The sequence below is a fragment of the Xenorhabdus bovienii SS-2004 genome (assembly GCF_000027225.1).
Taxonomy (GTDB): Bacteria; Pseudomonadota; Gammaproteobacteria; order Enterobacterales; family Enterobacteriaceae; genus Xenorhabdus; species Xenorhabdus bovienii_C.
Window position 1 is genome coordinate 1,147,272 of the sequence record NC_013892.1, and the last position, 23,421, is coordinate 1,170,692.

Genomic DNA, 23,421 nt, shown 5'->3' on the forward strand with positions numbered 1-23,421 from the left:
ATCAATCATTCTATTGCTTGTTATTCCATATTGTAATTCTCATACTAAAAATCACTGAAATATATAATTACAAATGTTATTTTTAATATTAGTTAATATTATTATGATGCCTATAATACGTAAAAATAGTTATTTTTCTTATATTGCTAAATATTTTATGACTGTTGTGTTATTTAAAATGATATTTATTTAATTTTAATATGAAAGTATATTATTACGAATAACTTGCTTGCTAGTTAAATCTTCAATTTAATGTGAATATCTAATAATATTTGAATCTTATTTATTTACTTCTGAATTAACTCCGCTATGCAGAATAATAAAATTATTACCGTGCGAAATGTTATCTATTAATAACATTAAGTTAAATTTCCCGTCTGTTACTATAATCATAAATAATTGTTTTTAAAGAAATAATTAAGTAATCAGGGAAGCCTTTAATTCTATGCGCCGTTATATCAAGGACGAAGACTAATAAAAAAGAGGCAGTAAGAGGCCATATTTAATCAAATAATGGGCTGAATATGTCTCGAAAGCAGGATGCCTGCCTAATTAAAAACTCCGATAACGACGATAACTCACGATATCTATCTGTCAGCCAATTTAGGTATGAAGGTAGCTGAGGCATTTCTTTTCCAATTTATCGCCAGGACTGATTCAAAAAGTCATTACCTGATATCCGGTCAGGTAAGCAAATTTTTATTTAATAAAAAATCCGAAGGGAGTATCGATATGGATAACATTCTGGCCTCGCCATTTACACGCCTATTTTGGAATGAATGGATTCTTGAACCTGATTCAGTTAAATACAATATGGTTATGGATCAAACTATCCAAGGTGATTTGGATGAAAGTAAATTGAGATCGGCTATACAGGGATTGATAAATCAATATCCATTATTTCAATATCAGCTTGATGAAGAAAATGGGGAATTATATTGGAAACCGGGTCCGAATAGTCTTAATACCCTACAAATTTTTGACAGTGAGGAAAAACTGCGTCAGTTTGCCTTGCAGCCCTTTGATTTAAGGCAAGGGTCACTGATTCGATTTGGGTTATTTCAGCAGGCAGAGCGACAATTTCAATTAGTCATTGTACTACACCATATTGTGGTAGATGGCGGGAGTACCGAAGAGTTTTATCACTCCATATCGGATCTCTATAATCAGCGCCCCCTGCGCCACACTCCTCTGACACTGGATCAAATTGCGGAAAAGTTTGCACAATATCGTCAGCAGATAAAAACACTGGAAGAGCATCAGCCTGAACAGTTCTGGAAAACATGTTTGACGGAAGTGGCAGCAACTAATCCGCTACCCTATCTATCAGAACTGGCGGAAGACGAACAAGAGTTAGTGGGAGAAGTTCGTTTCAATTTGCCATTAAATGATTGGTTACACCTTAAGCGTTCTCTCCGGCACTGTACGCCATTTCTGGTGTTCAAAACATTGTGGGCGGCACTGATTGCTCAATATATGCCTGATGGAAAGGTTCACGTCAGTTATCCGGTTGCCGTGACAGGAGGAGAATCGCTTTCATTGGGTGCCCAAATCAACACCGCTGTTTTTCCCTTACAGTTGGATGATACGGTCAGCTTTGCTTCGCTTTACCGACAGACGTTACATTACACCTCATCATTGAAGGCACCCTCCGGCCTGCGTTTCTCATATTGGCCGCTTTTTAAGGTGTTGCCCTTTACGCCGATCCGTAAGTTAAATGTTGTTGTGAATCAAGCCCACTTCAAGGATTTCTGTCTGGAACTGGAGGGTTGTGAAGTCCATTACAATCACCGTTTCGACAACGACTTAGCAGATTCGGAATGGGCGCTGGAATATCAGCAGCAGGATGATCAATGGTCTTTCCGTATCCGCTATCCCCGCCGCCGTTTCCATCCTGAACAAATTACTGCCTTGGCCGAACAGTTCCAGCAACTCTTGGTTAATGCCCTGACAAATCCAGAAAAACCGATCCGACAATTTCCGTTCCTGACACCGGATCAGCGTATTACCTTACTGAAATGCGGTCATCAGGGAGAACAGGGGGATGTTCCCGAAACAACGATCCATGAAAAATTTCAACAGCAGGTTTGCCTGCATCCACAACAAATCGCGTTGATTGATAATCAGCAGCAACTCAGTTATGCGGAATTGGAACAACGTAGTAACCAACTGGCTCATTTGATACGGGAGCGTTATCTGCAAGCGACTGGACAATCGCTGTCCCCGGACACCCTATTGCCGATTTTTATGAATCGTGGGGTTGATATGGTGATTGCCATGTTGGCGGTGATGAAAGCGGGAGCGGCTTATCTGCCTCTTGACCCGCAAGTCCCAACGCAACGGCTGGCCTATATCCTGACCGATAGCCAATCCCGGCTGGCAATTACAGACATGACGCATCAAACCATATTGCGCGATTACGGGCAAAATCTGGCTTTGTTGACATTCGGAAACGACTGGGATGATTACCGTGATCAGCCAGACAGTGCTCCGCAAACAGCCTCAGAGCCGAGTTCATTAGCCTACTCCATCTATACATCTGGTACGACAGGCCGTCCGAAAGGGACTCTGCTGGAGCATCGTGGAGTATTACTCATGCTGGATGGTCTATATGCCAGAGTGATTGAGGGTATTGAACGGCCACAACGCTGGTTGCAGTTTGCTTCGCTGGCATTTGATGCCCATGTGTTTGAAACTTTTATGGCACTGTGTTTCGGCCATACATTGGTGATTGCTTCAGAAGAAGAGCGTCATGATCCTGAGCTGCTGAAAAAATTAATCGAAACTTATCAGGTTGAAGTCGCCACTTTTCCCCCCACCTTGTTGAAAACAAAACCGGCGTTGCCTGCCCGGTTACAAAATATTCTGGTGGGAGGCGAAGCAACACCTCAAACCATTCTGGATCACTACGCCATGCAGGGACGGCGGATATTCAACGCCTATGGCCCCACGGAAGCCAGCGTATGTGTCACTATGCACCATTATCAATGGGATGGCGCCCAAAATATTGGCCGTCCGTTTCCCGGCATTCAGGCTTATGTCTTGGATGAACAGTTGCAGTTAGTCCCGATGGGCATGAGCGGTGAGCTTTACCTCTCTGGCGCTGTGCTGGCCAGAGGATATTTGGGGCAGCCGGAATTAACAGCCAAGGCGTTTATTGCCAACCCATTTGCTCAACATACCGATGATCAGCGGCTCTATCGTACGGGAGATCAGGCGCGTTGGTTGCCGAATGGGGAACTGGAATATCTGGGGCGTAAGGATTTTCAGGTAAAAATTCATGGCTATCGCATTGAGCTGGCTGAAATTGAGCAGGTATTTATTGCGGCATCCGGGCTGAGTCAATGCGCAGCGCAGGTACGCGGTCAGGATCGCTCGCATATTGTGCTCTACTATGTGTCAGAGATTACCTTAAACGAAGATAACCTACGTCGTACTTTGCAGCTTTCCCTGCCGGATTACATGATGCCATCTGCATTCGTGCAACTGGCATCGCTGCCGATGACGATTAGTGGCAAGTTGGATGCTACGGCGTTACCAGAGCCAGATTTTAAACAGAGCCGCTATGTTTATCGTGCCGCAGAAACGGAGTTAGAACACCGGTTGCAAAACATCTGGCACGGGATTCTGGGTTTGGACGAAATAGGGATTGATGACGACTTTTTTCATCTGGGGGGCGATTCCATTTCCGCTATCCGGTTGGTTTCGGAAATGCGTCGCCAGCAGTTGCCATGCAGCACTAAACTATTATATCAATGCCGTACGATTGCTGAACTGGCGGTACAACTGGCTACCACTCCTGATTCCCAGATGATGCATTCTGAACAGGGAATACTACAGGGTGATTTTCCTCTTCATCCTATTCAGCATTGGTTTTTCGAACAGGTATTTGCTGAGCCTCATCACTGGAATCAGGCTTTTCTGATTCGGGTACCGCCTTTACAACCGCACAAACTGGAAACAGCGATTCAGGCACTGGTGGAACGGCACGATATGCTGCGAGCCAGATTTATTCCCGCTGAACGCCAGATTTATCTAGATATCAATCAGGTCGCACCAATGGCGCTGGAAATTTGCCATTATGATCCGTTGACTGATGGCGCACTCCATGACTGTCTGGATAGCTGGCAACGTGATTTCGACATTACGGCTGGCCCACTATGGCGTTTTGCTTATATTGATGGCTATCCAGATGGTTCAGCCCGCATTTACTGTGCCTTGCATCATCTGATTGTGGATGCTGTGTCATGGCGCATCCTGCTTGATGATTTAAAACAGCTTTATCATGATAAAAACCTCGGCGCCAAAACAGCCAGCTATCGGCAATGGCAGACAGCCTTGACTGAACAACTTTCCGGCTTTGAATCTCAGTGTGAATTCTGGCAGCAGCAATGTGTTTCACAATCTGATTACCGGCCATTATTGGAGGCCAGCCACACTCGTCAATTCCTGCAACAATCTTTAGAACCTGCCGCCAGTATCCGACTGCTGAGTGTGACCACAGGTGCGGCAAGTTTTGCGCCTAATGAAGTTTTACTGACTGCGTTCCTGCACGTATTGGGTCATCTCAGTGGAATAGCGAACCATACGTTGCTTCTGGAAGGTCATGGCCGCCATCTGCCATCGGTACAGTTGGATGTGGGTCGTACTGTGGGTTGGTTTACGGCTCTCTATCCTCTGCATTTTTCTGCTGAAGGTGAAGAGGCGATTTCATTGCAGCAAGTTCATGCCACCCTTGGCGGCGTACCCGATTCAGGTATTTCATTCGGGGCACTGCGTCATTTGGGGGCTGAGGCGTCGGCATTGTCTCTGCCATATTCCGGGGTGATATTCAATTATCTGGGGCAGTTACAGGCGCCTGAAAATGACTGGCAAATCAGTGCAGAATCGGCCGGACAAACCATCAGTCCGCGCAATGTTGATTCCGGTTTACTTACCCTCAATCTCTGGCTTATCGGCCAAGAGCTGCACTATCGTTGGGATGGCTTACTCAGTCAGTCGCAGCTTGCTCAGTTGGATCACGGTTTCCAAACAGCCTTGATATCGCTTATCGACACGATGGCACCATCCGCCAGTAAGATTCAGCAGACAGTGGACGATGGGATTGATACCGCACTACTGGCCCGATTACCGGCAGGATTGACACCAGTGGTTGCTTATCCGGCCAACAGCCTACAACAAGGATTTATCCATCATTATCTGAGTCATCCCGATAACTCGACTTATCATTTTCAGTTTGTCCTGGATTACGAACAACCGATCGATCTGAATGATTACTACCGCGCTTGGGAATACGCCCAGCAGCGATATCCGGTGTTGCGTACAGGCTTTGACTGGCAGGAACAGCCACAGCAAATTGTGTTCAGGCAGGCTGAATTATTATGGCAATACCATGATCTCAGTACCTGTTCTACACAGGAGCAAGCATTGACTGCGCTTTGTCAGCAACAATACCACCAATCTTTCGAACTGAATAAACCAGAGCTGATGCGGGTTTGTTTCGTTAAACTGGCCGCCGACCGATACAGCCTGATCCACACCAGTCATCACATTATTATTGATGGCTGGAGCAGCCAGATATTGCTGGAATATGTCCATCGTACTTATCAGCAGCTACAGGCGGGACAAATGCCGGATACCCGTACCGATACAGCTTATCTGGCGACCCAGCGTTATTACGCGAGTCAAATTGCGGAGTGTCGTCACCACTGGCAACAACGGAATACCCGGCATTGGGAAAGCACGGATATTTCCCTGTTGTTTAACCATAATTTATCCAATACCACCCGCAATGACGTTCCTGAGACTCAAGCCACCGCGCATCACACATTACCTCATGCTGACGCTTTGTCATTACAGGAAACCGCCCGTAATCATGGACTGACACTCAATATCATGCTCCAGTTCGCCTGGCATAAGCTATTGCATCTGTTCAGCCAACAATCACAGACCATCGTCGGTATCACCTTGTCTGGCCGCAACCATCCCGTATCAGGTATCGAACATAGTGTCGGATTATTCATCAATACCTTGCCACTGGTAATGGACTGGGAACCGCAATCGACCTGTCTGCAACAGCTTCGCACGCTTCATCAACGCATGATTGATTTGGATACCTACAGCTATCAGCCACTGGCTGAATTGCAGCCCGCAGGTGAAAAGTTGTTCCAATCTATTTTTGTCTATGAAAATTATCCAACGACAGCATTGGATACCCTGCGGGGCAATCTGCGGACTGCCAGTGGCAATAATACCGACTATCCGTTGAACCTGATCGCTGAGGGTAATGTAGAGCAAGGATTGACGCTATCTCTGTCCTATAACCAGAATTGCCTTGATGCTGAACGCGCCAATGCCATTTTGCAGATGCTGGGAACATTGCTGGCGCGTCTTCCTTCCCATCTTCACTATCCACATCCGCAGTTATTAGCGCTGAGTGATGACAAACGCCGACAACTGCTAGAAGAATGGGCTTTTGCGGTTGATCAAGGCTTGGAATTGATGACTCTGCATGGTTTGCTGGAAAGACAGGCACGATTGACACCACAAAATCCGGTATTAATGGATGATCACCGGACATTGAGCTATCAAGAATTGGATGAGATCACATCACATCAGGCTGTTCGGTTGCGGGCGGCATATCGTCGTCTTTTTCAGCGTGAATTAGCGTCAGGTGAGCTGATAGGTCTGTGCTGCGGGCGCAGTATCGACATGGTTGTAGCATTACTGGCGATTCTCAAAGCCGGGGCTGCTTATGTGCCGATGGATACAAATGTTCCGGCAGAGAGACTGAATTACATCCTGCAGGATAGCCAAATCAGGTTGGTACTGACAGAACCCGATTTAGCACCTCTGTTTGAGCGTCCCGATCTACAACAGCTATATCTGAGCGAATTGGCGGATACAGAGGCAACGGATGATATCCCACAACCGTTGCCGCAGGTGGAACCAAGGCAATTGGCTTATGTTATTTACACATCAGGCACGACAGGCCGGCCGAAAGGTACGCTGGTAGAACATTGTGGCTCTGCTGCTATGGCGCGTAGCCTGTTTGCCAGAATGGAAATGGAACAGTCAGGTGTTCGCTTCCTGCAATTTTCTTCCATTGTGTTTGATGCCCATCTGATGGAAATTTTCCCGGCATTGGTTGGGGGACACTCGCTGGTGGTAGCATCTGACGCACAGCGTTATGACTTACAGGAATTACAAACGTTATTGCAGAAATGGCAGATTGGTTATGCGATGTTGCCGCCAGTGCTGCTTAAACTCAAACCGACGTTGCCGGCCAGCCTGCAATGGCTGATAGTGGGAGGAGAAGCCACGTCTCAGGATGTGTTCGATCACTATGCGGATCAGGGAATCAATGTATTCAACTGTTATGGCCCGACTGAAAGCAGTGTCTGCTGCATCGTTAACCCTTATCGTTATAATGGCGCGCGCAACATTGGCAGACCATTGGCGCAGTGTGCGGCTTATGTGCTGGATAGTGATTTGCAGCCGTTGCCGGTGGGTGCGCCTGGTGAATTGTTCCTATCCGGCGTAGGGTTAGCGCGTGGCTATTTGAATCAACCAGAATTAAGCCGTGAAAAATTCATTCCTAATCCATTCCAACAGCACCCGGATCATGCCCGCTTATATCGCACGGGCGACATTGTGCACTGGCTGGATGGAGGCTCGTTGGAATATCTCGGTCGTAATGACAGTCAGGTGAAAATTCGGGGACATCGGATCGAGCTTGGAGAAATCGAGTGTGTGCTCGCCAATATTGAGGGTGTCGATCAGGCTGTGGCGATCATTCATGGCAAGGAATCCCCAAAGATCGTCTGTTATTATACGGTAAGCCCGTTAAACAGTAGTAATAGCATTGATTCGTCTGAGATCCGGCAGATATTGGCACAGGTGTTGCCTCACTATATGCAACCCAGTGCGTTGATTCCATTGCCCCGTATTCCGATGACTATCAATGGCAAACTGGATCGCCGCCTGTGTCCTGCGCCTGTTTTTACGGATGTACAGCAGGAGTACACGGCTGCTGAGACGCCGCTGCAACAGCAGTGTTGTGATATCTGGGCGGCGTTGCTGCAATGTGAACGTATCGGCATAGACGATAACTTTTTCCGGCTGGGCGGCAACTCTATTATAGCTATCCAGTTGAGTAATCGTTTGAGCCAGTTATTGCAGTGCACCATCCCATTAGTGGCGTTAAACCGGCATCCTACCGTCAGATCTCTGAGCGCGTTCCTGTCCGGTAATTGCACGCACCTTGACCAGATACCCCAAGCAGGGTTGCAACGGGGGAGCCTGTCTTTTGCACAATTACGCCTCTGGTTTATCGAAACGCTGATGCAGGAAAACAATGTTTACCACATTCCCCTGCTATTCCGCTTGCAGACAGATATCCAGACGGACAGTTTTGTCCATAGCTTGCAAGCCGTGGTACACCGCCATCAGATATTACGTTGTACCTTTGAACAAGATGAACACGGAAAATCTTTCCTGCAAGCCCATGATGAGGCACTGGCTGTTGTCCATGCGGAAGTGCAGGCGGATGAATGGCATGATTTTCTGCAAAAAGAGATCTTCCGTGTATTTGATTTACGCTGTGAATACCCTATCAGAGCGACGCTGTTACAACGGACTGAATCAGATGGGCAAGTGTCTCATTTCTGCCTGCTCAACATTCATCACATTAGTTTTGACGGCTGGTCGTTGAATGTGTTCTTAAAGGAGCTGGCCGAGTTCTATGGCGCTGAATTGAATAACCGCCCACCCGCACTGCCGCCGTTATCCATCCAATATATGGATTATGCAGCCTGGCAGCAGCAGATGTTGTCCAGCGATAAACTGGAACAGTTAAAACAATTCTGGCTGAAACAGTTACAGGATTGTCCTCAGTTGGAACTTCCCTGCGACTATCCGCGCCCCGATATTTTTGATCATCGTGGCAGCACGACTTTCTTCTCCCTGACTCCTCAGTTAAGCCACCAGTTGCGGCAACTGGCGCGCCAACTGGATGTGACTTTACATGCGGTTTTGTTGACTGGCATGAATCTCCTGTTGGTCAGGTATTGCGGCAAGCACGATATTGTCATCGGTAGCCCGATAGCCAACCGTTCACATCCGCAGTTGGAGCCATTGATTGGCATGTTTGTCAATATGCTGGTACTGCGTAATCAGGTATCGTCAGAGTGGAGCGTTGCTGAACAAATTCGTCAGGTTTTTGCCAGCACGATTACCAGCCAGCAGCATCAAGAAATGCCTTTCGAAAAACTGGTCGAATTTCTGAAGTTAAACCGTGATTTATCACGCCACCCGCTGTTTCAGATCTCTTTCTCGCTGGAACAGAAAGCGACGGATGTTGATGCACCTTTCAGCATGCAAAATCTGGCGGAGTTATATGATGTCGCCAAGTTTGACCTCAGCTTCGGATTTGAAGAGGGGAATGATGCGCTGTCCGGCAATATTAACTACGCCAAAGCGCTGTTTGCACCAGAAACGATCAATGAAATGGTCAGGCACTTCCAGAATATATTGATGCAGATGGTGGCTCATCCGGAACAATTAGTGCAAGACATTAGCCTGTATTCACCGGAAGAGAGAATAGCTCTGTTGCAACCGCCAATGGAAACGCAGGATGCTGCTCTCTACAGTTATCCATTGTATCAGGGGCTTCTCGATTGGACTCGGCAGCAGCCGAATGATATCGCCCTGATTGATACTCTCGGTCAGTGCAGCTATGCCGAAGTACTTCAGGCTGCGCAGACACTGGCCGCGCAGATCCATCAACATCCGCGTAATCAATCTGAGCTGATCGTCATTCAGGTAAGCAAAGGTAGGGCGCAGATTATTGCTGTTCTGGCCGTCTTACTGGCGGGACGAGCCTACGTCCCCGTTGATATTTCATGGCCGCAGCAGCGCTGTCAGCAGATCATTGATCAGACTGACACGCAGTTGGTGATCAGCAGCAAAGCGTGGGCAACCGAAACCTGCGGCATCATCCAACTTGATCCGTACGGCTGCGCCATTAACTTAACTGAGCCTCAGCCGATGTCATTACCCGTGCCGATCGCCTGTGACAGTCTGGCTTATGTGATCTTCACCTCTGGCTCTACGGGAACACCGAAAGGCGTAGCTGTTCGGCATGACACGGCCTGTAACACATTGATAGACATCAACCGTAAATTGAACGTTGTGCGGGGAGATACCTTACTGGCTCTTAATGCCCTGTGCTTTGATTTATCGGTATATGACATGTTCGGTATTCTGGGCGTGGGGGGAAGGCTGGTGATCCCAAGCGAAGAGCAGCGATACCAGCCAGAGATCTTACTCAGATTAATTTGTGAACACAGTGTCACGATCTGGAATGCGGCACCGGCGTTGTTCGAATTGCTATTGCAGGAAGTAGAAAATCTGGCAGAGCGGCCTACTGTTGCGATGGATCGCGTTCTGTTATCCGGCGACTGGATACCGGTTAATCATATACCGCGCTGCCGTGACTGGCTCCCCGGTTGCCGCGTCTTTAGCGGTGGTGGCGTCACGGAAACTTCGGTGTGGTCGATTCTATTCGAAGTGCCACAAGGCGCCGGCTATAGCCAGAGCATCCCTTATGGCAAGGCACTGGTTAATCAATACTTTCTTATTCTAGATAAAGATCTGGAACCTGTACCCGCTCAGGCCATCGGTGAGATGTATATCGGTGGGATAGGTGTGGCCATTGGCTACTATCGTGATCCGGTACGTACAGAAGAACGTTTTCTGTATCATCCGATCAGTGGTGAACGCCTGTACCGGACGGGAGATTTAGGGCGTTGGCTACCGGATGGCAACATTGAATTTCTGGGACGGATAGACAGTCAGATCAAAATTAATGGTTATCGGATAGAACTGGGGGAAATTGAAAATACGCTGATGGCAATACCGGGCATTCGCCAGTGTGCTTTGGTTAAAGTCAGTGGCTTATCTGATAGTCTGGCTGCCTATTATGTCAGTGACGAACCGCTGGATGAAACCGATGTGCGTCAGCATCTCGCACAAGTGTTGCCGCCGTATATGGTGCCGTCTGTGTTGACGCATCTGCCAAAACTGCCGTTGAATGCCAGTGGCAAGATAGACCGTAAACAATTGTCGGCATTAAATTACATTGCGCCAAGACAGCATCAGTATCAACCGCCCGAGACCGAACAGGAGCAACAACTCTGTCAGTTATGGCAGCAGAAACTGGAGCTGGATCACGTTGGTGTAAACGATGACTTTTTTGAATGTGGCGGGACTTCCATTCTGGCTATTCCTGTTTGTCAGCAGATGTCGGTCTTGTTGGGACAGGCGGTCACTGTGATGGAACTGTTCAAGCGACGCAGCATCCGTGGCATTCTTGCAAGCCTTGAATATCAACTGATCCAACCATTGAATAACGGTTCAGCTAAAGAAACGTTATGGATGATCCATCCGGCTATGGCGGGATGTGAAGTTTATCTGGACATCGCCAGAACGCTGGATGGCAAACTGACGTGTCTGGGTGTGGATAATTACAACCTGTACCACCGGCCGTTAATCATGTCACTGCGTGACATAGCCAGTTTCTATCTGGAGCAGATGGAACGGTATCAGCCATTGACACAAGGCCCGGTACGTATTCTGGGATGGTCAATGGGGGGATTAATTGCGCTGGAAATTGCCGCACAACTGGAAGCCAGAGGAATACGTGATATCCATCTCTACCTGCTGGACAGCTTCTATCGGGTCAGTCTGGGGGCTTTACATCCAAGCTGGCGGCAGATGCTATTACAGGAGCTGGGGCTGGAAGGGGATGCGGCGGTACGAGCGCTGGAGGCCGGCCCTGCGGACGATGCGATTTGTCAGCATGAGCTTTTGCAACCTCTACAACATAGCCCGGTCACGCTATTCAAAGCGACTCAGTTGCCGGAGTTCCACGCTCAATTAAACGAGCAGGGAAAAATCCCGGCAGCATTGCACGCTGATGATAACCAGATAGGACAGGCTTGCCGGCATCTGTCTGTCATACCACTGCCTTGTGACCACCACAATATTATCGAACTGAAATCACAGATTATTGAAGGTGTGTTGGAGCTGGTGGATTGAGCTGATTTGTTGTGAAAAAACGGCGCAATTTTTATGTCAGGTATATTGATTGCGCCGAATGATGATGAGAACAGGCTCGGTTTATTGATGAACCGAGCCTTAATAAATAACTTTACTTTGGTATGAACCTGCGATTCTGCTTATTCCCCTTTTCCGTGATCCCACTCTAATTAGAAAAGGTCAGAGTGGGTTCCAGTTCGTTCGGAGCGAAGAACATCAGTAATTTTGTAGATAAGAAGCCAATCCGGTTCTATATAATTATCCCTATACCCCTTGTAGTTTCCTTGTATACAATTTCAATAGAATCGAAATTAATTATCATTTTATATTTATTTTACATGACTACGAATGTAATTACATTAAATGCATTTAATTAGCTGAGGATAATATTAAAGTTTATCCATTATCTCATTATATTTAAAATCTAATTAATATGATTAAGTAATAAATAATCTATTTATCTTCATTCTGATATAAATGAAACCACATAAAAAGCAAAATGCATAAAAAGCAAAATGCATTATTGGCAATTTATTTATTATGAATTTTTTGGCACGATTATTATCGATGTAAGAATTATGTGATCACAGAAAATTAAAAATGATATTTTTTCATTTTGTGGCGGTAGCTTTCTTCAATATATTGCCTTTCATCATATATTAACCGTGACGAGGTTATAACTCTTGATCACAATCACTTAGTCTGAGACAAAAATTATGAATATAGCGTCTGTTTTCTCTGATCCATTTAAGGAAGATAATGATCCTAATCTCGCATTTCTATTTAGCCAACTGGAACGTATCGATCTTGTACTGCAATACCATTTCCATTGTATAACCGATCAGCGCAGTGACCTCCTTGATGAATTTCTGTTAAGCGAAGAAGACGTCATAGCCAGGTTAGATAAACCGCTGGGTAAACCTCATTGGGTCAATGATGATTATTTGGCAATACCCCAGACAGTCAACCCCGTGGCATCCCGATTAACTGACTTGATTGCCCGTTTTGATCTGACAGATTTTGAAAGGGATGTGTTGCTGTTAGGTTTATTGCCCCATTTCGATAGCCGCTACTATCACCTGTTTGCGTTGATTCAAGGAGAGCAACAATCCCGACTCCCTTGTTTTGCGCTGGCATTGGAACTGTTTTGCCACTCGCCGCTGGAGAAACAGGCGCAGCAGGCCAGTTTCCTGCATCGGGCACCTTTGATTGGCTGCCAACTCTTATCCGTCGATAGCCGTCAAAAAACCTTGACCTGGCTCCAGACCGCCTTTGTGACTGACAGCGGCGTGTATCATTTTTTACTTGGGCATCACTATATTACACCAGCTTTAGAACATTATGCTGAGTGGATAACGCCCATAGAAACTGGTGGTTATCCGACAGGCTTAAAACAGGCATTGGGTAACTTATTGTTACCTGACCACGAGGATATTCGATCTATTGTTTTATTACGCGGCACTGCCGGCAGTGCCAGGGCCCATGTCGTCGCCAATATGATGGCGTCGGAAAAGCGACAAACGCTATGGGTGGATATCGCTAAATTGGCTGATGGCGATGATAAAACAACTCTTTTCCAGATAAAGCATATTTTGCGGGAAATCCGTATGCGTGGAGCTTGTTTATTATTACGGAATTTCTGTTTATTAGCCGAGAAAAATAAACAGCTACTGGATTCCCTGTCAGCGTTATTGAATCAGCCTGAATTAAGGGTTATCTGTCTGGTCGAACCGTATTCTCCACTGATATGGTTGAAAAAACTCCCGACACTACTGGTTGAAATGCCCGTTTTCACGTCAGTAGAAAAAAACAGACTATTAACGGCCAATTTACCGCATAACTGTTCAGAGGATATTGATGTTATCACTTTAAGCCAGCGTTACGCGTTTAACCCTGAAACCCTGCCATTGATTTTACAAGAGGCGCAGATTTATCAGCAGCAGCGAGATCCTTCGGGTATTTTGCAGCAATGTGATATACGCAAGGCACTCAATTTACGTGCCCAGCAAAATTTCGGCCAATTGGGACAGCGCATTACCCCTAAACGTTCATTAAAGGATTTGCTGGTATCTGATGAAGTGGCTCAACAGATACAGGAGATACTGATGGCAATTAAGTATCGGGAACAGATCTTGGCGGGAGGGTTTAAAGATAAAATTGGCTATAGCGCCGGTATCAGTGCCCTGTTTTATGGTGATTCAGGCACTGGAAAAACCATGGCGGCGGAGGTTATTGCTGACTGTATTGGCGTTGATTTAATAAAAGTCGATTTATCTACCGTCGTGAATAAATACGTTGGTGAAACGGAAAAAAACTTATCCCGTATTTTCGATTTAGCAAAACAGGATGCGGGCGTTTTATTCTTTGACGAGGCGGATGCTCTGTTTGGTAAACGTAGTGAAACCAAAGATGCACAAGACCGGCATGCCAATATCGAAGTCTCTTATTTACTACAGCGGTTGGAAAACTTTCCGGGTTTGGTTATTTTATCCACGAATAACCGTAACCATTTAGACAGTGCATTTAACCGACGTTTTACTTTTATTACCCGCTTTACTTATCCGGATGAGAAAATTCGTAAGAAAATGTGGCAATCAATCTGGCCTAAAAATATAAAATTATCAAAAGATATCGATTTCAATAAATTAGCTAAAGAAACAAGCGTGACAGGTGCAAATATTCGCAATGTCGCTTTGTTGTCTTTATTTCTTGCTGCTGGGAAAGGTAATGATGAAGTTAATAACGAAATTATTGAAATGGCATTGGTACGGGAATTAGCTAAAATGGGGAGATTAAGTTTTTGAAAATTACAGCAATAAAAGCACTAAAATATTAAATAAAATTATTAACAGATTATTATCTGAATGGGGAGGCTAATAGTGTGGTTATTATCACAATCAATGATTGCAATATCTATCTTGAAAAGATATATACAGGTAATATTTTTGGGGTTGAATTCTTCTTTATTTAAATGAAACTTATGAATAATGACTTTTATTTATTATTGTGATTTAACATTCAATTATTATTTAATTAGTATTTGTTATTTTAAAGCATAATTTCCCTACGGAGAATGATTTATATATTCAATTGTTGACAAATAATGATGTCTATATATTATTGTTACATCAGTAATGAGATCGTTATGCTGAATAGCTGCGTAAAATAATGTATTTAAGGTAAGGGAACAATACATCCATTAACAGCTTATAGCGTTATGAATAGCTCTATCATATTAAAAAAACTCTATCATTTTAAAAAAGGAGTTCAGATGTTTACTTCAAAAGAATTACTAAATTTTATTGCTGTAGCTAAAAATAAATCAATAAATAAAGCAACACAGGAGCGTTTTATCACACAGTCACCCATTTGTCGTAGCTTAAAAAAATTGGAATTTTCATTAGGTGTCAAACTTTTTCAAAGAAAAAGCCACGGATTAGTTTTAACAGAGGAAGGAGAATGCTTATATAATAAAGTTTCACCAATTTGTGAGCAGCTTGAAAATATTGAAAATGATTACAAGAATCATAAATTACCCTATTGTTCTGTTTATCAAAAATAGATATAATTATGTAATGTGAAATTATAAAATCTCTACTAACATAATTACTCTAAGTATTTATGATATGATATTCCCTATATCTTAATTTCCACTAATAATCGGATTAAAAAAGAAACACAACATGCCTTTTTATTTTAAAGAAACAGCAGAAGAAAAAATGTGGTCAATGCAGCCATTCATTCTATTGATGGGGATAGAGACAGCGCTACATCAGAAATAGTCTGGAACTCGAATAATATGTTTAGAAGCAGTTGTTAGAACTTTGCTTGGCACGGGGATTGGTACAGGAATCAATCTTCTTGGTAATATGGCGGTTGACAAATTAGATGAGAAATTGAAGATTGCACACCCTTACCCTAAAACAATGAATATGATATTTGATATAAATAATTATGATAAAAATTTTGTTACTAAAACCATTAAAAATAATTTTCAAAAAGATAACCTAAAAGACACCGTTGGCAGCGGGATAGTATCAGGAATTGCAGGTAAATTAAGTCCAGTAAAAATCCCCATATATAAAATTTCCGACTTTGGCTGTATCACATAATAAATCATCATAACCAATGAAAAATGATAAAGCCCAACATATATTAGATTTTACTCATGGTATTACTGAGGTTTTAAATGAAAGCCATTCTTCATCGTCTTCTTGGCCTAAAAATATTAGGTTGGGCGTATTCGAATGAACTCTCTGAGAACAATGAAAGTAGTACTGAAAGACATACAAGAGGGTATTTAAGTGGTAATTCAGTATCAATTCATAAAACAGGACGGCAGAAATGTTTATGTCATGTTGAGTGATATAGCGGCTATTGACACCCCGAATGCGGATATAAAGGAGATGTTTTCGGGAGAAAAATCGGTGTAACGTATAAATATTTTTCAAAATAATCAATTAATTGTAGGAGATTCAGTCTGATTTGTGCGATTTGATAAATTGTAAAAACTAAACTGACTGAGTTGGTAGAGTACAACTTTGCCAAAGTTAGGGTAGCGAGTTTGAATCTCGTTTTCACTCCAAATTCAGGATGATAGATTTTTATCAAAATCTGCAAGTCACAAAAAAAGCGCCTCAGGGCGCTTTTTTTGCTTTCAGGATCTCTGACCAAAGCTAACCACCACATGAATATTTGTGTCTGTTCTGTCAGTGTTATATTGCGGTTGACTAATCTCAAAACCCTCTGTTAGATTAAATACACCTGATATAGTCACCTTCATAAACAAATCTAACGTAATCTCTTTAAAGTCAGAATAAGCACATAACGAAAGCATTTTCCATAACTTAGCTGTCAGCAAATCATCTCTAATCTGTCCCTAAGGATTTTTAGGGGCGATTTTTAGGGGTATTTATCTATCAACGCGCAATGTGAAGAGGATAGAACCGATGAATTATGATGTGATTGTTGTAGGATCTGGTGCTATCGCAGGTTCAATTGCTTATGAACTTGTTGGTCGCCAATTGAAAGTATGCAGGTTGGGGCGTCTTGATCGTAGCAATGCGGCATCGAGAGCCGCAGGGGCAATGAATGGTTGTTTTGGTGAAGTGACCAGTGGACTTATTGCGAGCGATTACGGAAAACTGAAACTCAAAATGGACCGTATCGCGAAGGATCGCTGGTCAACATGGGCACAGCGTTTGGCCGCTTCTTCGGGAGATACTCGCCCTCTGTTTACCGCAAAAGGGACTCATGTCATTCTTAATACCGCCGGAATGGAGGTTGTTGATAGTGTTAATTATGATGCTATAGAGAGTGTTCTTCGTGAATATAATGAGCCTTATGAAGTTATTGAGCCGCGATCGATTAAGGGAATGAAACCTAACGATTTGGTGCGTTCGCTTAAAGGGCTTTATATTCCAGAAGAACATGCCCTTAATTCCCATCTATTGCTTGAAATGTTGGATGCGGCATTGCTCCGGGAAGGTGGAGAAATCGTCGATAACAACGTTAAACGCGTTCTCACAGAAAATGGAATCATAGTGGGCGTTGAAACTGTCGATGGAGTACGTTTTACCGCAAATAAAGTGATTATTGCGGCAGGTGTGCAATCCCTCGATATATTATCAGACCAGACTTCTATTGTGCAGAAAATTCCACCACTCTTTGCCGGCTATGGTGTGTCTGTTTTACTCAAAGTTAAAAATCCTGATGAGTTACCGACATCCGTTATTCGTACACCTAATCGGGCATTTGCTTGTGGGTTGCATTGTGTTCCGCGTAGTGATGGTGTTCTCTACGTCGGCGCGACTAACCTTTTGTCCAACCAGCCTCGTACACATGCGACAGTTGCTACCATACAGTTCCTTTTGGAGTGCGCTTACAACCAGATAAATGTTGATCTGTTTGAATCAGAGATCCTTGCCATTCAGGTGGGTAACAGACCCATCTCTGCGGATGGTTTTCCATTAATTGGGTCGTGTGGCATAGACGGGCTGTGGCTTGTAACGGGTACATACCGGGATGGCCTGCATCAATCCCCGCTTTTAGCGGATTATGTTGCGAATGCACTCATGGGGCTACCTAATCTGGAGATTGATTTGGCGGATTTTACACCTATTCGCCGGCCTTTAGTGGGGCTGAGTCGAGATATGACCATTTCGGAAGCGGCAAAGCAAACGGTAGCGATGGGGTATGAATTTATCTGGAATCTTAAACCAGGGTGGGATGAATTAATCTATAAATCTTTACTCAATATTTATGGTGCACAAGTTGAATCTATTGATGCTATTTATACGCCTCCCCCGGATTTGGTTGCATTCTCTTGCAAGGATGAACAGATAACAAAGCGGCTACGTGATTACTACCGTTGTTGGAAGAAATAAGTCGCCGGAAATCATCTGGGACATGAAAAAAATCCTTTTAAATGCGCTGCGATGCATCTTTATCGGGAAATGATAAAGATGCTCGTAATATTGGCCGCATACCTCTCCGCCATCTTATTTAGGCTCTAAATAACGAATCAGTGTGAGCGTATTTTAGAATGCTTCTCATAAATATAATGAATTTAATATTATTTGTTTTATTGACGCTTATCGTTTCCATTTGATTTTTCTTATTTAAAATAAAACAGATTGTGATTAAAACACCGTTTTATTATTAATCTACAATATAAAAATACATAAATAATTATATATTTCAAAATGAAAATAATATTTCACTCAGCATAGCCTTTTGAAGGAGGAAGGTATGGAGGCTTTTCAATTTTATTACCACTGGGAATTAGATTATCTGCGGCAACTCGAAAAACTGGTCGGTGAGGAAAAGGGTCATGTATTAAATGATTAGATTAGGTATTAAAAATAATGTTCACGTTCAATAAAGGTTCCTATCACTTTATCGTGCATTTCTTCCGATTTTGAATACCCAATGGTTTTTCTATTCAGCCTTTTGATTCGGGTACGATGCGTTAAATTCGTTCTCTCTATACGCTGAGTAAACGCCTTTCCAGTCAAGTGCTCTTCCTCGGGAAGTGGGTCATAAACAACATAGTCATCCGTGCAGTAAAACCGAATAGTAAAAGGGTAAGCAGCTTGTCTAACGTTTTTCGACTGCGATCGCCAAAAACATGAGCCACTATTCGCTTCAGGCGGGGTTCCCAAGCATACCAAAGCCAGCGTTGGTTTTTCTTATTGCCGACAAACGACCATTGCTCGTCGATTTCACAGACAATCTGGATGCCACATTCCGCAAGGGGAAGTGTCGTTACGTTTCGGGGTCTGAGGTTTTTAATGTTTTCATGACGGTGGCGGTGGCGACTTTCAGGATCCGAGCGGTGTCACGAATTCCCCCGTTATTCATCGCGATATCGACAATCTGTTCTTTAACGCCGGGTTTGCAGGCCTGATAGGTATACGCCAACTGAAAGACCTTACAGCAGCTATAACAGCGATAACGAGGATGTCCGCCATTTCCTTTCCCATGTCCTTTGACCTGTTCTGATTTGTGGCAATAACGGCAATAGACATCAACTTTGGCCATACTTCATCCTTAAAAAGCCGGAAGCATATCACAGCAACTAACCATTTAATACATGACCGCAACAACTCCTGTCGCTCATCGGGGGGTTAAAGCACTGGGTTTAGATTGCTCAACATAATGTTTCCGCCACGTATACAGGAGTTTTGTTGGAATACCTAAGGTTTCAGCTGCCTGTGGGACTGTATAGCTCTGTTCAACAACCAGATTGACCGCTTCTCTTTTAAAGTTATCGGTAAATTTTTGGGGTGATTTTCGTTTCATAAAGACACCTTAATTAAAGTTATTCTATTCCTTTACCAAAGTGTCCGAATTTATTAAAGCACAACAGTTGTGGTTTACTCGGAATGACGAACTCCATTGAATGACTCATTTCAGGTTCAGGTTAATAATAACACACTCACCACAGCATCCCTGATGATCAGTCAGGCGATTATCGCTCTGTAAAAGTGATAATCAAGATATAATATCAATTATTAATTAATTCAAAAAATAGAATATTTATTCTTATTGGAATTAATTTAATTTTCAAGTTAAAATAATCACAATAAAATAAAGAAACATATAATTTACGTTATAATATAAAATCACACAATTAATTAAAGTCAACAAAGGAGTATAGTTTGTTACCATTAGAAAATTTTAGTTGGTCATTACCATCAAATACAGATCATCTTCCTAATTCCTTTATTGAAATAGAAAAATCCTTCTTACGCCCCGCTGGGTTTCAATTCAGTGCCATTCCCTACCAAGAAAAAGAGAGCCATGAATACAGTGCTATACGCTTTGGAATTAATGGTAAAACGATAGTTTTCCGCCAAGCAAAAACAACACCGAATAAAATGGGGCAATTTGTCACACTATGGAAACGACCTACTCCTGACTCAGAAATTATGCCCTTTGAGCAAAGGGATAATATCGATTTCTGCATGATTGCAACACACTCTGGTAACCAAAAAGGTATTTTTTTGTTCAACACTCATATTCTGATTAAAAAAGGCATTTTTTCCACTCAGGATAAAGCAGGGAAAAGAGCCATACGAATTTACCCATCTTGGGTATCCCCTATTTCAAAACAAGCGATTCAAACGCAAAAATGGCAATCTTCATATTTTATCAATCTGGATAACCAAATAACAGCTTTCGAACAATTCCATAAACTATTTTCTTATCGTTATTATTAAGTCAATAAATCAGAAGACTTCACTGTTTTTCATCAGAAGTTTTTTTAAAAAAATAAATTATCATTTAGCCTACACAGTATTTTAAGTGTATATTGATTTTTACAACTAAACAAAAAACCTTTATATCACACATTAAACAATTATATGGAAAATTCTATGTATCAAAGCGGATATTTTGTCACAGCAGAAATTAAAGCCAGAGATAATGTTAATCTCAATATCGTTGTCAAAGCACTTAAATCACTACAAGAAAAAACATTATTGGAACCCGGATGTGAAATATTTTCCATACAGCAATCCAATGAAAATCCAGCCATATTTGTTATGTGGGAGAAATTCATTGACCGTGATGCATTAAAAAAACACTATGAATATGAACATACTAAGTATTATTTTTCATTAAACTTCACTGATGTCGTACAAATTTTTACCGCAGACACCATTTGATTATATTCAAACCTTTCATTTCAGAATGAAAAAATAGATGAATGGCACGCCACAACTGCACTCAAACACCAGCGATAGCTGCATCTGCTGTGGCAGTCTTTCACTGACAAACTGCCCTTTACGTAATCCCAATGATGTTCCGGGAGAACAAGAACCGGGGGCACGCATTTTGGTCGATATATGAGAAAGTCACCGAGAGGTGACTTATCTGCCAGATCTTAAAATTAATTCCTGCTTGCTTTATTCAGCATTAATAGCCTGTTTTTCAACTATATTACCTGTAATGTGAAAATTACTTCTCTGCCATTTCAATAATTTGCTTTGCCGTTTTGCCGTTAAGTTTTTCCTTCATAAGCGTTAACGCATCATCTCCATCTTTGGCAACCAAAACAGACTGCATGGAGAGTTTCAAAAACGCTTTTTCAAATTTTTCCATTTCTTCAGGTGACATATTTTTCGCCATTTTTTCAGCCGAGGCTTTCATCGCTTCATCATTCGAAGCATCAAATGTTGGTTCGCCACCACACCCAACCAAAAACATAGATAATAGTAGTGGTAATATAATTTTTTTCATAAATTAACCCTTATTAGTTTGTTTTATCCAATCCCTTAGAACTCATAATACGAACATAAATTATACATATATATCGATTTAAATATATAAAAAGAAGTAAACACTTTTATTTTATTAAAAAATGTAAATTTATCTTTAGTATAATGAAATTATTAGCCACATCTTCTGACAGTCTTTGCTGTGCTTCTGATTGATAATAGGCAGGTTATTAATATGGATAAAAGGATAATGTAACGCCGGAACAAGTGTTTTAATGAAAAATAACTCAGCCCGTCTTAATGGTTATAGTCATCATCAAGACGAGCTGAGGAGTTATAGGATATATACCGTGATATTTCAACCAAGAGGCCTACTTGCATAGGCTCTACATTCGATTATGGTATCATCAGGCTGTCCTGAAGTTCATTAAGCTGGTTCTGCAACTGTTGTAATTCCAGTTGTTTTTGCATTTCAGATTGCGATGGCTTCTGCTGCGCTTCACGCATACGTTTTTCCAGTTCAGCGATCTGTTTTTCCATTTTCACTTTGCCTGCGGCTTTAGTTTTCAATTGACTAAACAGGCGATTCAACGACTTTTGCAATGCGACCTGAGAGCGTTTTCTACTTTCCAGATTCGTCTGACCTGCTTTTTTCTCGCGCTCGATAGCGTCATAAACCGCTTTGAATTCTTTATTCAGTGTCTGTTCATGCTGTAGCACTTTTTCTTTATCAACGACTCTCTGATCCCAAGTCCCAGAGTAATTACAATTAAATTTCGTAATAATACTCATATCCCCTGCCGTGGGATCACACTCTTGTGCATTAGTGACACACCCGGTCAGTGCCATGCTAATTACTAACATCATCAATATACGCATGAGAACTCCTTATCAGCTCACTTTAATCGCGGTACGTTGTTCATACAGACTATCCAGCTCTTGTTGCAGCGAGCCGATATTTTTGCGCATTTGGACAATTTGGTTATTCAGATCCTTGGTTTTAGTTCCGTCTTTCGCGATCTGAGTAGAAACATTCTGCCACTGATTTTCATGTTCCTTCATTTCTTTAATGGTGTTGCGCAAATAAACAATATTGGCATCAAGACCCTTCAGTTGTTTTTGCACCTGATCTTTTTTCACGACCTTCGCCGCTATGTCCTTATTAATCTGTGCCAGTGTGAGTTTATCTGTCTTAATCACCTCTTTGACTGTAGCAGTCACGTTTTTAATACGTTGATTTTCTGCTTTAACATCATTAATTGAGGCGGCCAGTAGTTGTTCTTTGCTGGCATATTTTGTGCGCTGGTTATCCAGATAGGCGTTGGCACCTACCCCTACGCCACAGCCCACAATAGCGGCGGCCGCAATACATATCGCTTGATGGTCGCCATTGATGAGCAGACAGGCAAGTGCCCCTGCCGCCGCGCCCGCCGCACAAGCCTGCCAGCCTGATTTATTAAAAAACTCAACGTCCTGACTCTGAGTCAGACGGGAATCGACTTTTCCCGTCTGCGCGGAAGGGCCTTGCGGCGTTTGGCAGGCGACCAGTAGAAAAATCATGCAGAGAGAAATCATAGAACGCATGGATTGCAGTACCATT

At 43.0% G+C, this 23,421-nt stretch carries 11 protein-coding genes and 3 pseudogenes; 8 read left to right on the top strand and 6 right to left on the bottom strand.

Annotation, left to right across the window (positions count from 1 at the left end):
- Positions 1-732: 732 nt before the first annotated feature.
- A complete protein-coding gene (locus tag XBJ1_RS04870; protein ID WP_012987679.1) occupies positions 733-12,099 on the top strand; it encodes a non-ribosomal peptide synthetase in 11,367 nt (3,788 codons plus the stop codon).
- Positions 12,100-12,269: 170 nt separating this feature from the next.
- Here XBJ1_RS04870 and XBJ1_RS19470 read toward each other — a convergent pair.
- A pseudogene (locus XBJ1_RS19470) lies at positions 12,270-12,389 on the bottom strand (type II toxin-antitoxin system mRNA interferase toxin, RelE/StbE family); the annotation flags it as partial.
- 426 nt (positions 12,390-12,815) lie between these two features.
- Between XBJ1_RS19470 and XBJ1_RS04875 the strand changes: the two are divergent.
- The 4 genes from XBJ1_RS04875 (at position 12,816) to XBJ1_RS04890 (ending at position 18,485) form a co-directional block, all read left to right on the top strand.
- Positions 12,816-14,903 (top strand): ATP-binding protein, encoded by a 2,088-nt coding sequence (locus XBJ1_RS04875; RefSeq protein ID WP_012987680.1) that lies wholly within the window; start codon positions 12,816-12,818, stop codon positions 14,901-14,903.
- 467 nt (positions 14,904-15,370) lie between these two features.
- Positions 15,371-15,661 carry a LysR family transcriptional regulator gene (locus XBJ1_RS04880; RefSeq protein WP_049778799.1) on the top strand — a complete coding sequence of 97 codons (291 nt, stop codon included), beginning with the start codon at positions 15,371-15,373 and terminating at the stop codon, positions 15,659-15,661.
- A 262-nt stretch (positions 15,662-15,923) separates the two neighbouring features.
- A complete protein-coding gene (locus XBJ1_RS04885; protein WP_012987681.1) occupies positions 15,924-16,211 on the top strand; it encodes a hypothetical protein in 288 nt (95 codons plus the stop codon).
- Positions 16,212-17,048: 837 nt separating this feature from the next.
- Complete coding sequence (locus XBJ1_RS04890) at positions 17,049-18,485, top strand: NAD(P)/FAD-dependent oxidoreductase (protein ID WP_012987683.1); 1,437 nt, start codon at positions 17,049-17,051, stop codon at positions 18,483-18,485.
- 471 nt (positions 18,486-18,956) lie between these two features.
- On the opposite strand, the pseudogene XBJ1_RS20590 reads toward XBJ1_RS04890, so the two are convergent.
- Together XBJ1_RS20590 and XBJ1_RS04900 are read right to left on the bottom strand one after the other, a co-directional pair.
- Positions 18,957-19,641 (bottom strand): annotated as a pseudogene (locus XBJ1_RS20590) (IS1 family transposase).
- 75 nt (positions 19,642-19,716) lie between these two features.
- On the bottom strand, positions 19,717-19,902 hold the full coding sequence (locus XBJ1_RS04900) for a transposase (RefSeq protein ID WP_012987686.1): 186 nt from the start codon (positions 19,900-19,902) through the stop codon (positions 19,717-19,719).
- Between the two features lie 359 nt (positions 19,903-20,261).
- Between XBJ1_RS04900 and XBJ1_RS04905 the strand changes: the two genes are divergently transcribed.
- The 3 genes and pseudogenes from XBJ1_RS04905 to XBJ1_RS22325 form a co-directional block, all read left to right on the top strand.
- A complete protein-coding gene (locus tag XBJ1_RS04905) occupies positions 20,262-20,822 on the top strand; it encodes a MepB family protein (RefSeq protein WP_012987687.1) in 561 nt (186 codons plus the stop codon).
- 144 nt (positions 20,823-20,966) lie between these two features.
- Positions 20,967-21,269 (top strand): putative quinol monooxygenase, encoded by a 303-nt coding sequence (locus XBJ1_RS04910; protein WP_080515946.1) that lies wholly within the window; start codon positions 20,967-20,969, stop codon positions 21,267-21,269.
- Between the two features lie 64 nt (positions 21,270-21,333).
- Positions 21,334-21,453: pseudogene (locus XBJ1_RS22325) on the top strand (redox-sensitive transcriptional activator SoxR); the annotation flags it as partial.
- 108 nt (positions 21,454-21,561) lie between these two features.
- Here XBJ1_RS22325 and XBJ1_RS04915 read toward each other — a convergent pair.
- The 3 genes from XBJ1_RS04915 to XBJ1_RS04925 form a co-directional block, all read right to left on the bottom strand.
- Entirely contained in the window at positions 21,562-21,843 is a 282-nt protein-coding gene (locus XBJ1_RS04915; RefSeq protein WP_012987690.1) for a DUF6694 family lipoprotein, read from the bottom strand.
- 374 nt (positions 21,844-22,217) lie between these two features.
- Positions 22,218-22,700: a hypothetical protein gene (locus tag XBJ1_RS04920; protein ID WP_012987691.1), complete on the bottom strand. Its 483-nt coding sequence runs from the start codon at positions 22,698-22,700 to the stop codon at positions 22,218-22,220.
- A 12-nt stretch (positions 22,701-22,712) separates the two neighbouring features.
- The gene (locus tag XBJ1_RS04925) at positions 22,713-23,420 is read right to left on the bottom strand and encodes a hypothetical protein (RefSeq protein WP_012987692.1); all 708 of its coding nucleotides are present in this window, start codon (positions 23,418-23,420) and stop codon (positions 22,713-22,715) included.
- Between the last annotated feature and the right edge of the window lies 1 nt (position 23,421).

What these genes read in the sequence shown, in the direction of transcription:
- XBJ1_RS04900 (WP_012987686.1), bottom strand. Translation starts at nt 19,902, where the DNA reads ATGAAACGAAAATCACCCCAAAAATTTACCGATAACTTTAAAAGAGAA.
- XBJ1_RS04925 (WP_012987692.1), bottom strand. Translation starts at nt 23,420, where the DNA reads ATGGTACTGCAATCCATGCGTTCTATGATTTCTCTCTGCATGATTTTT.
- XBJ1_RS04870 (WP_012987679.1), top strand. Translation starts at nt 733, where the DNA reads ATGGATAACATTCTGGCCTCGCCATTTACACGCCTATTTTGGAATGAA.
- XBJ1_RS04920 (WP_012987691.1), bottom strand. Translation starts at nt 22,700, where the DNA reads ATGCGTATATTGATGATGTTAGTAATTAGCATGGCACTGACCGGGTGT.
- XBJ1_RS04880 (WP_049778799.1), top strand. Translation starts at nt 15,371, where the DNA reads ATGTTTACTTCAAAAGAATTACTAAATTTTATTGCTGTAGCTAAAAAT.
- XBJ1_RS04910 (WP_080515946.1), top strand. Translation starts at nt 20,967, where the DNA reads ATGGAAAATTCTATGTATCAAAGCGGATATTTTGTCACAGCAGAAATT.
- XBJ1_RS04890 (WP_012987683.1), top strand. Translation starts at nt 17,049, where the DNA reads ATGAATTATGATGTGATTGTTGTAGGATCTGGTGCTATCGCAGGTTCA.
- XBJ1_RS04915 (WP_012987690.1), bottom strand. Translation starts at nt 21,843, where the DNA reads ATGAAAAAAATTATATTACCACTACTATTATCTATGTTTTTGGTTGGG.
- XBJ1_RS04875 (WP_012987680.1), top strand. Translation starts at nt 12,816, where the DNA reads ATGAATATAGCGTCTGTTTTCTCTGATCCATTTAAGGAAGATAATGAT.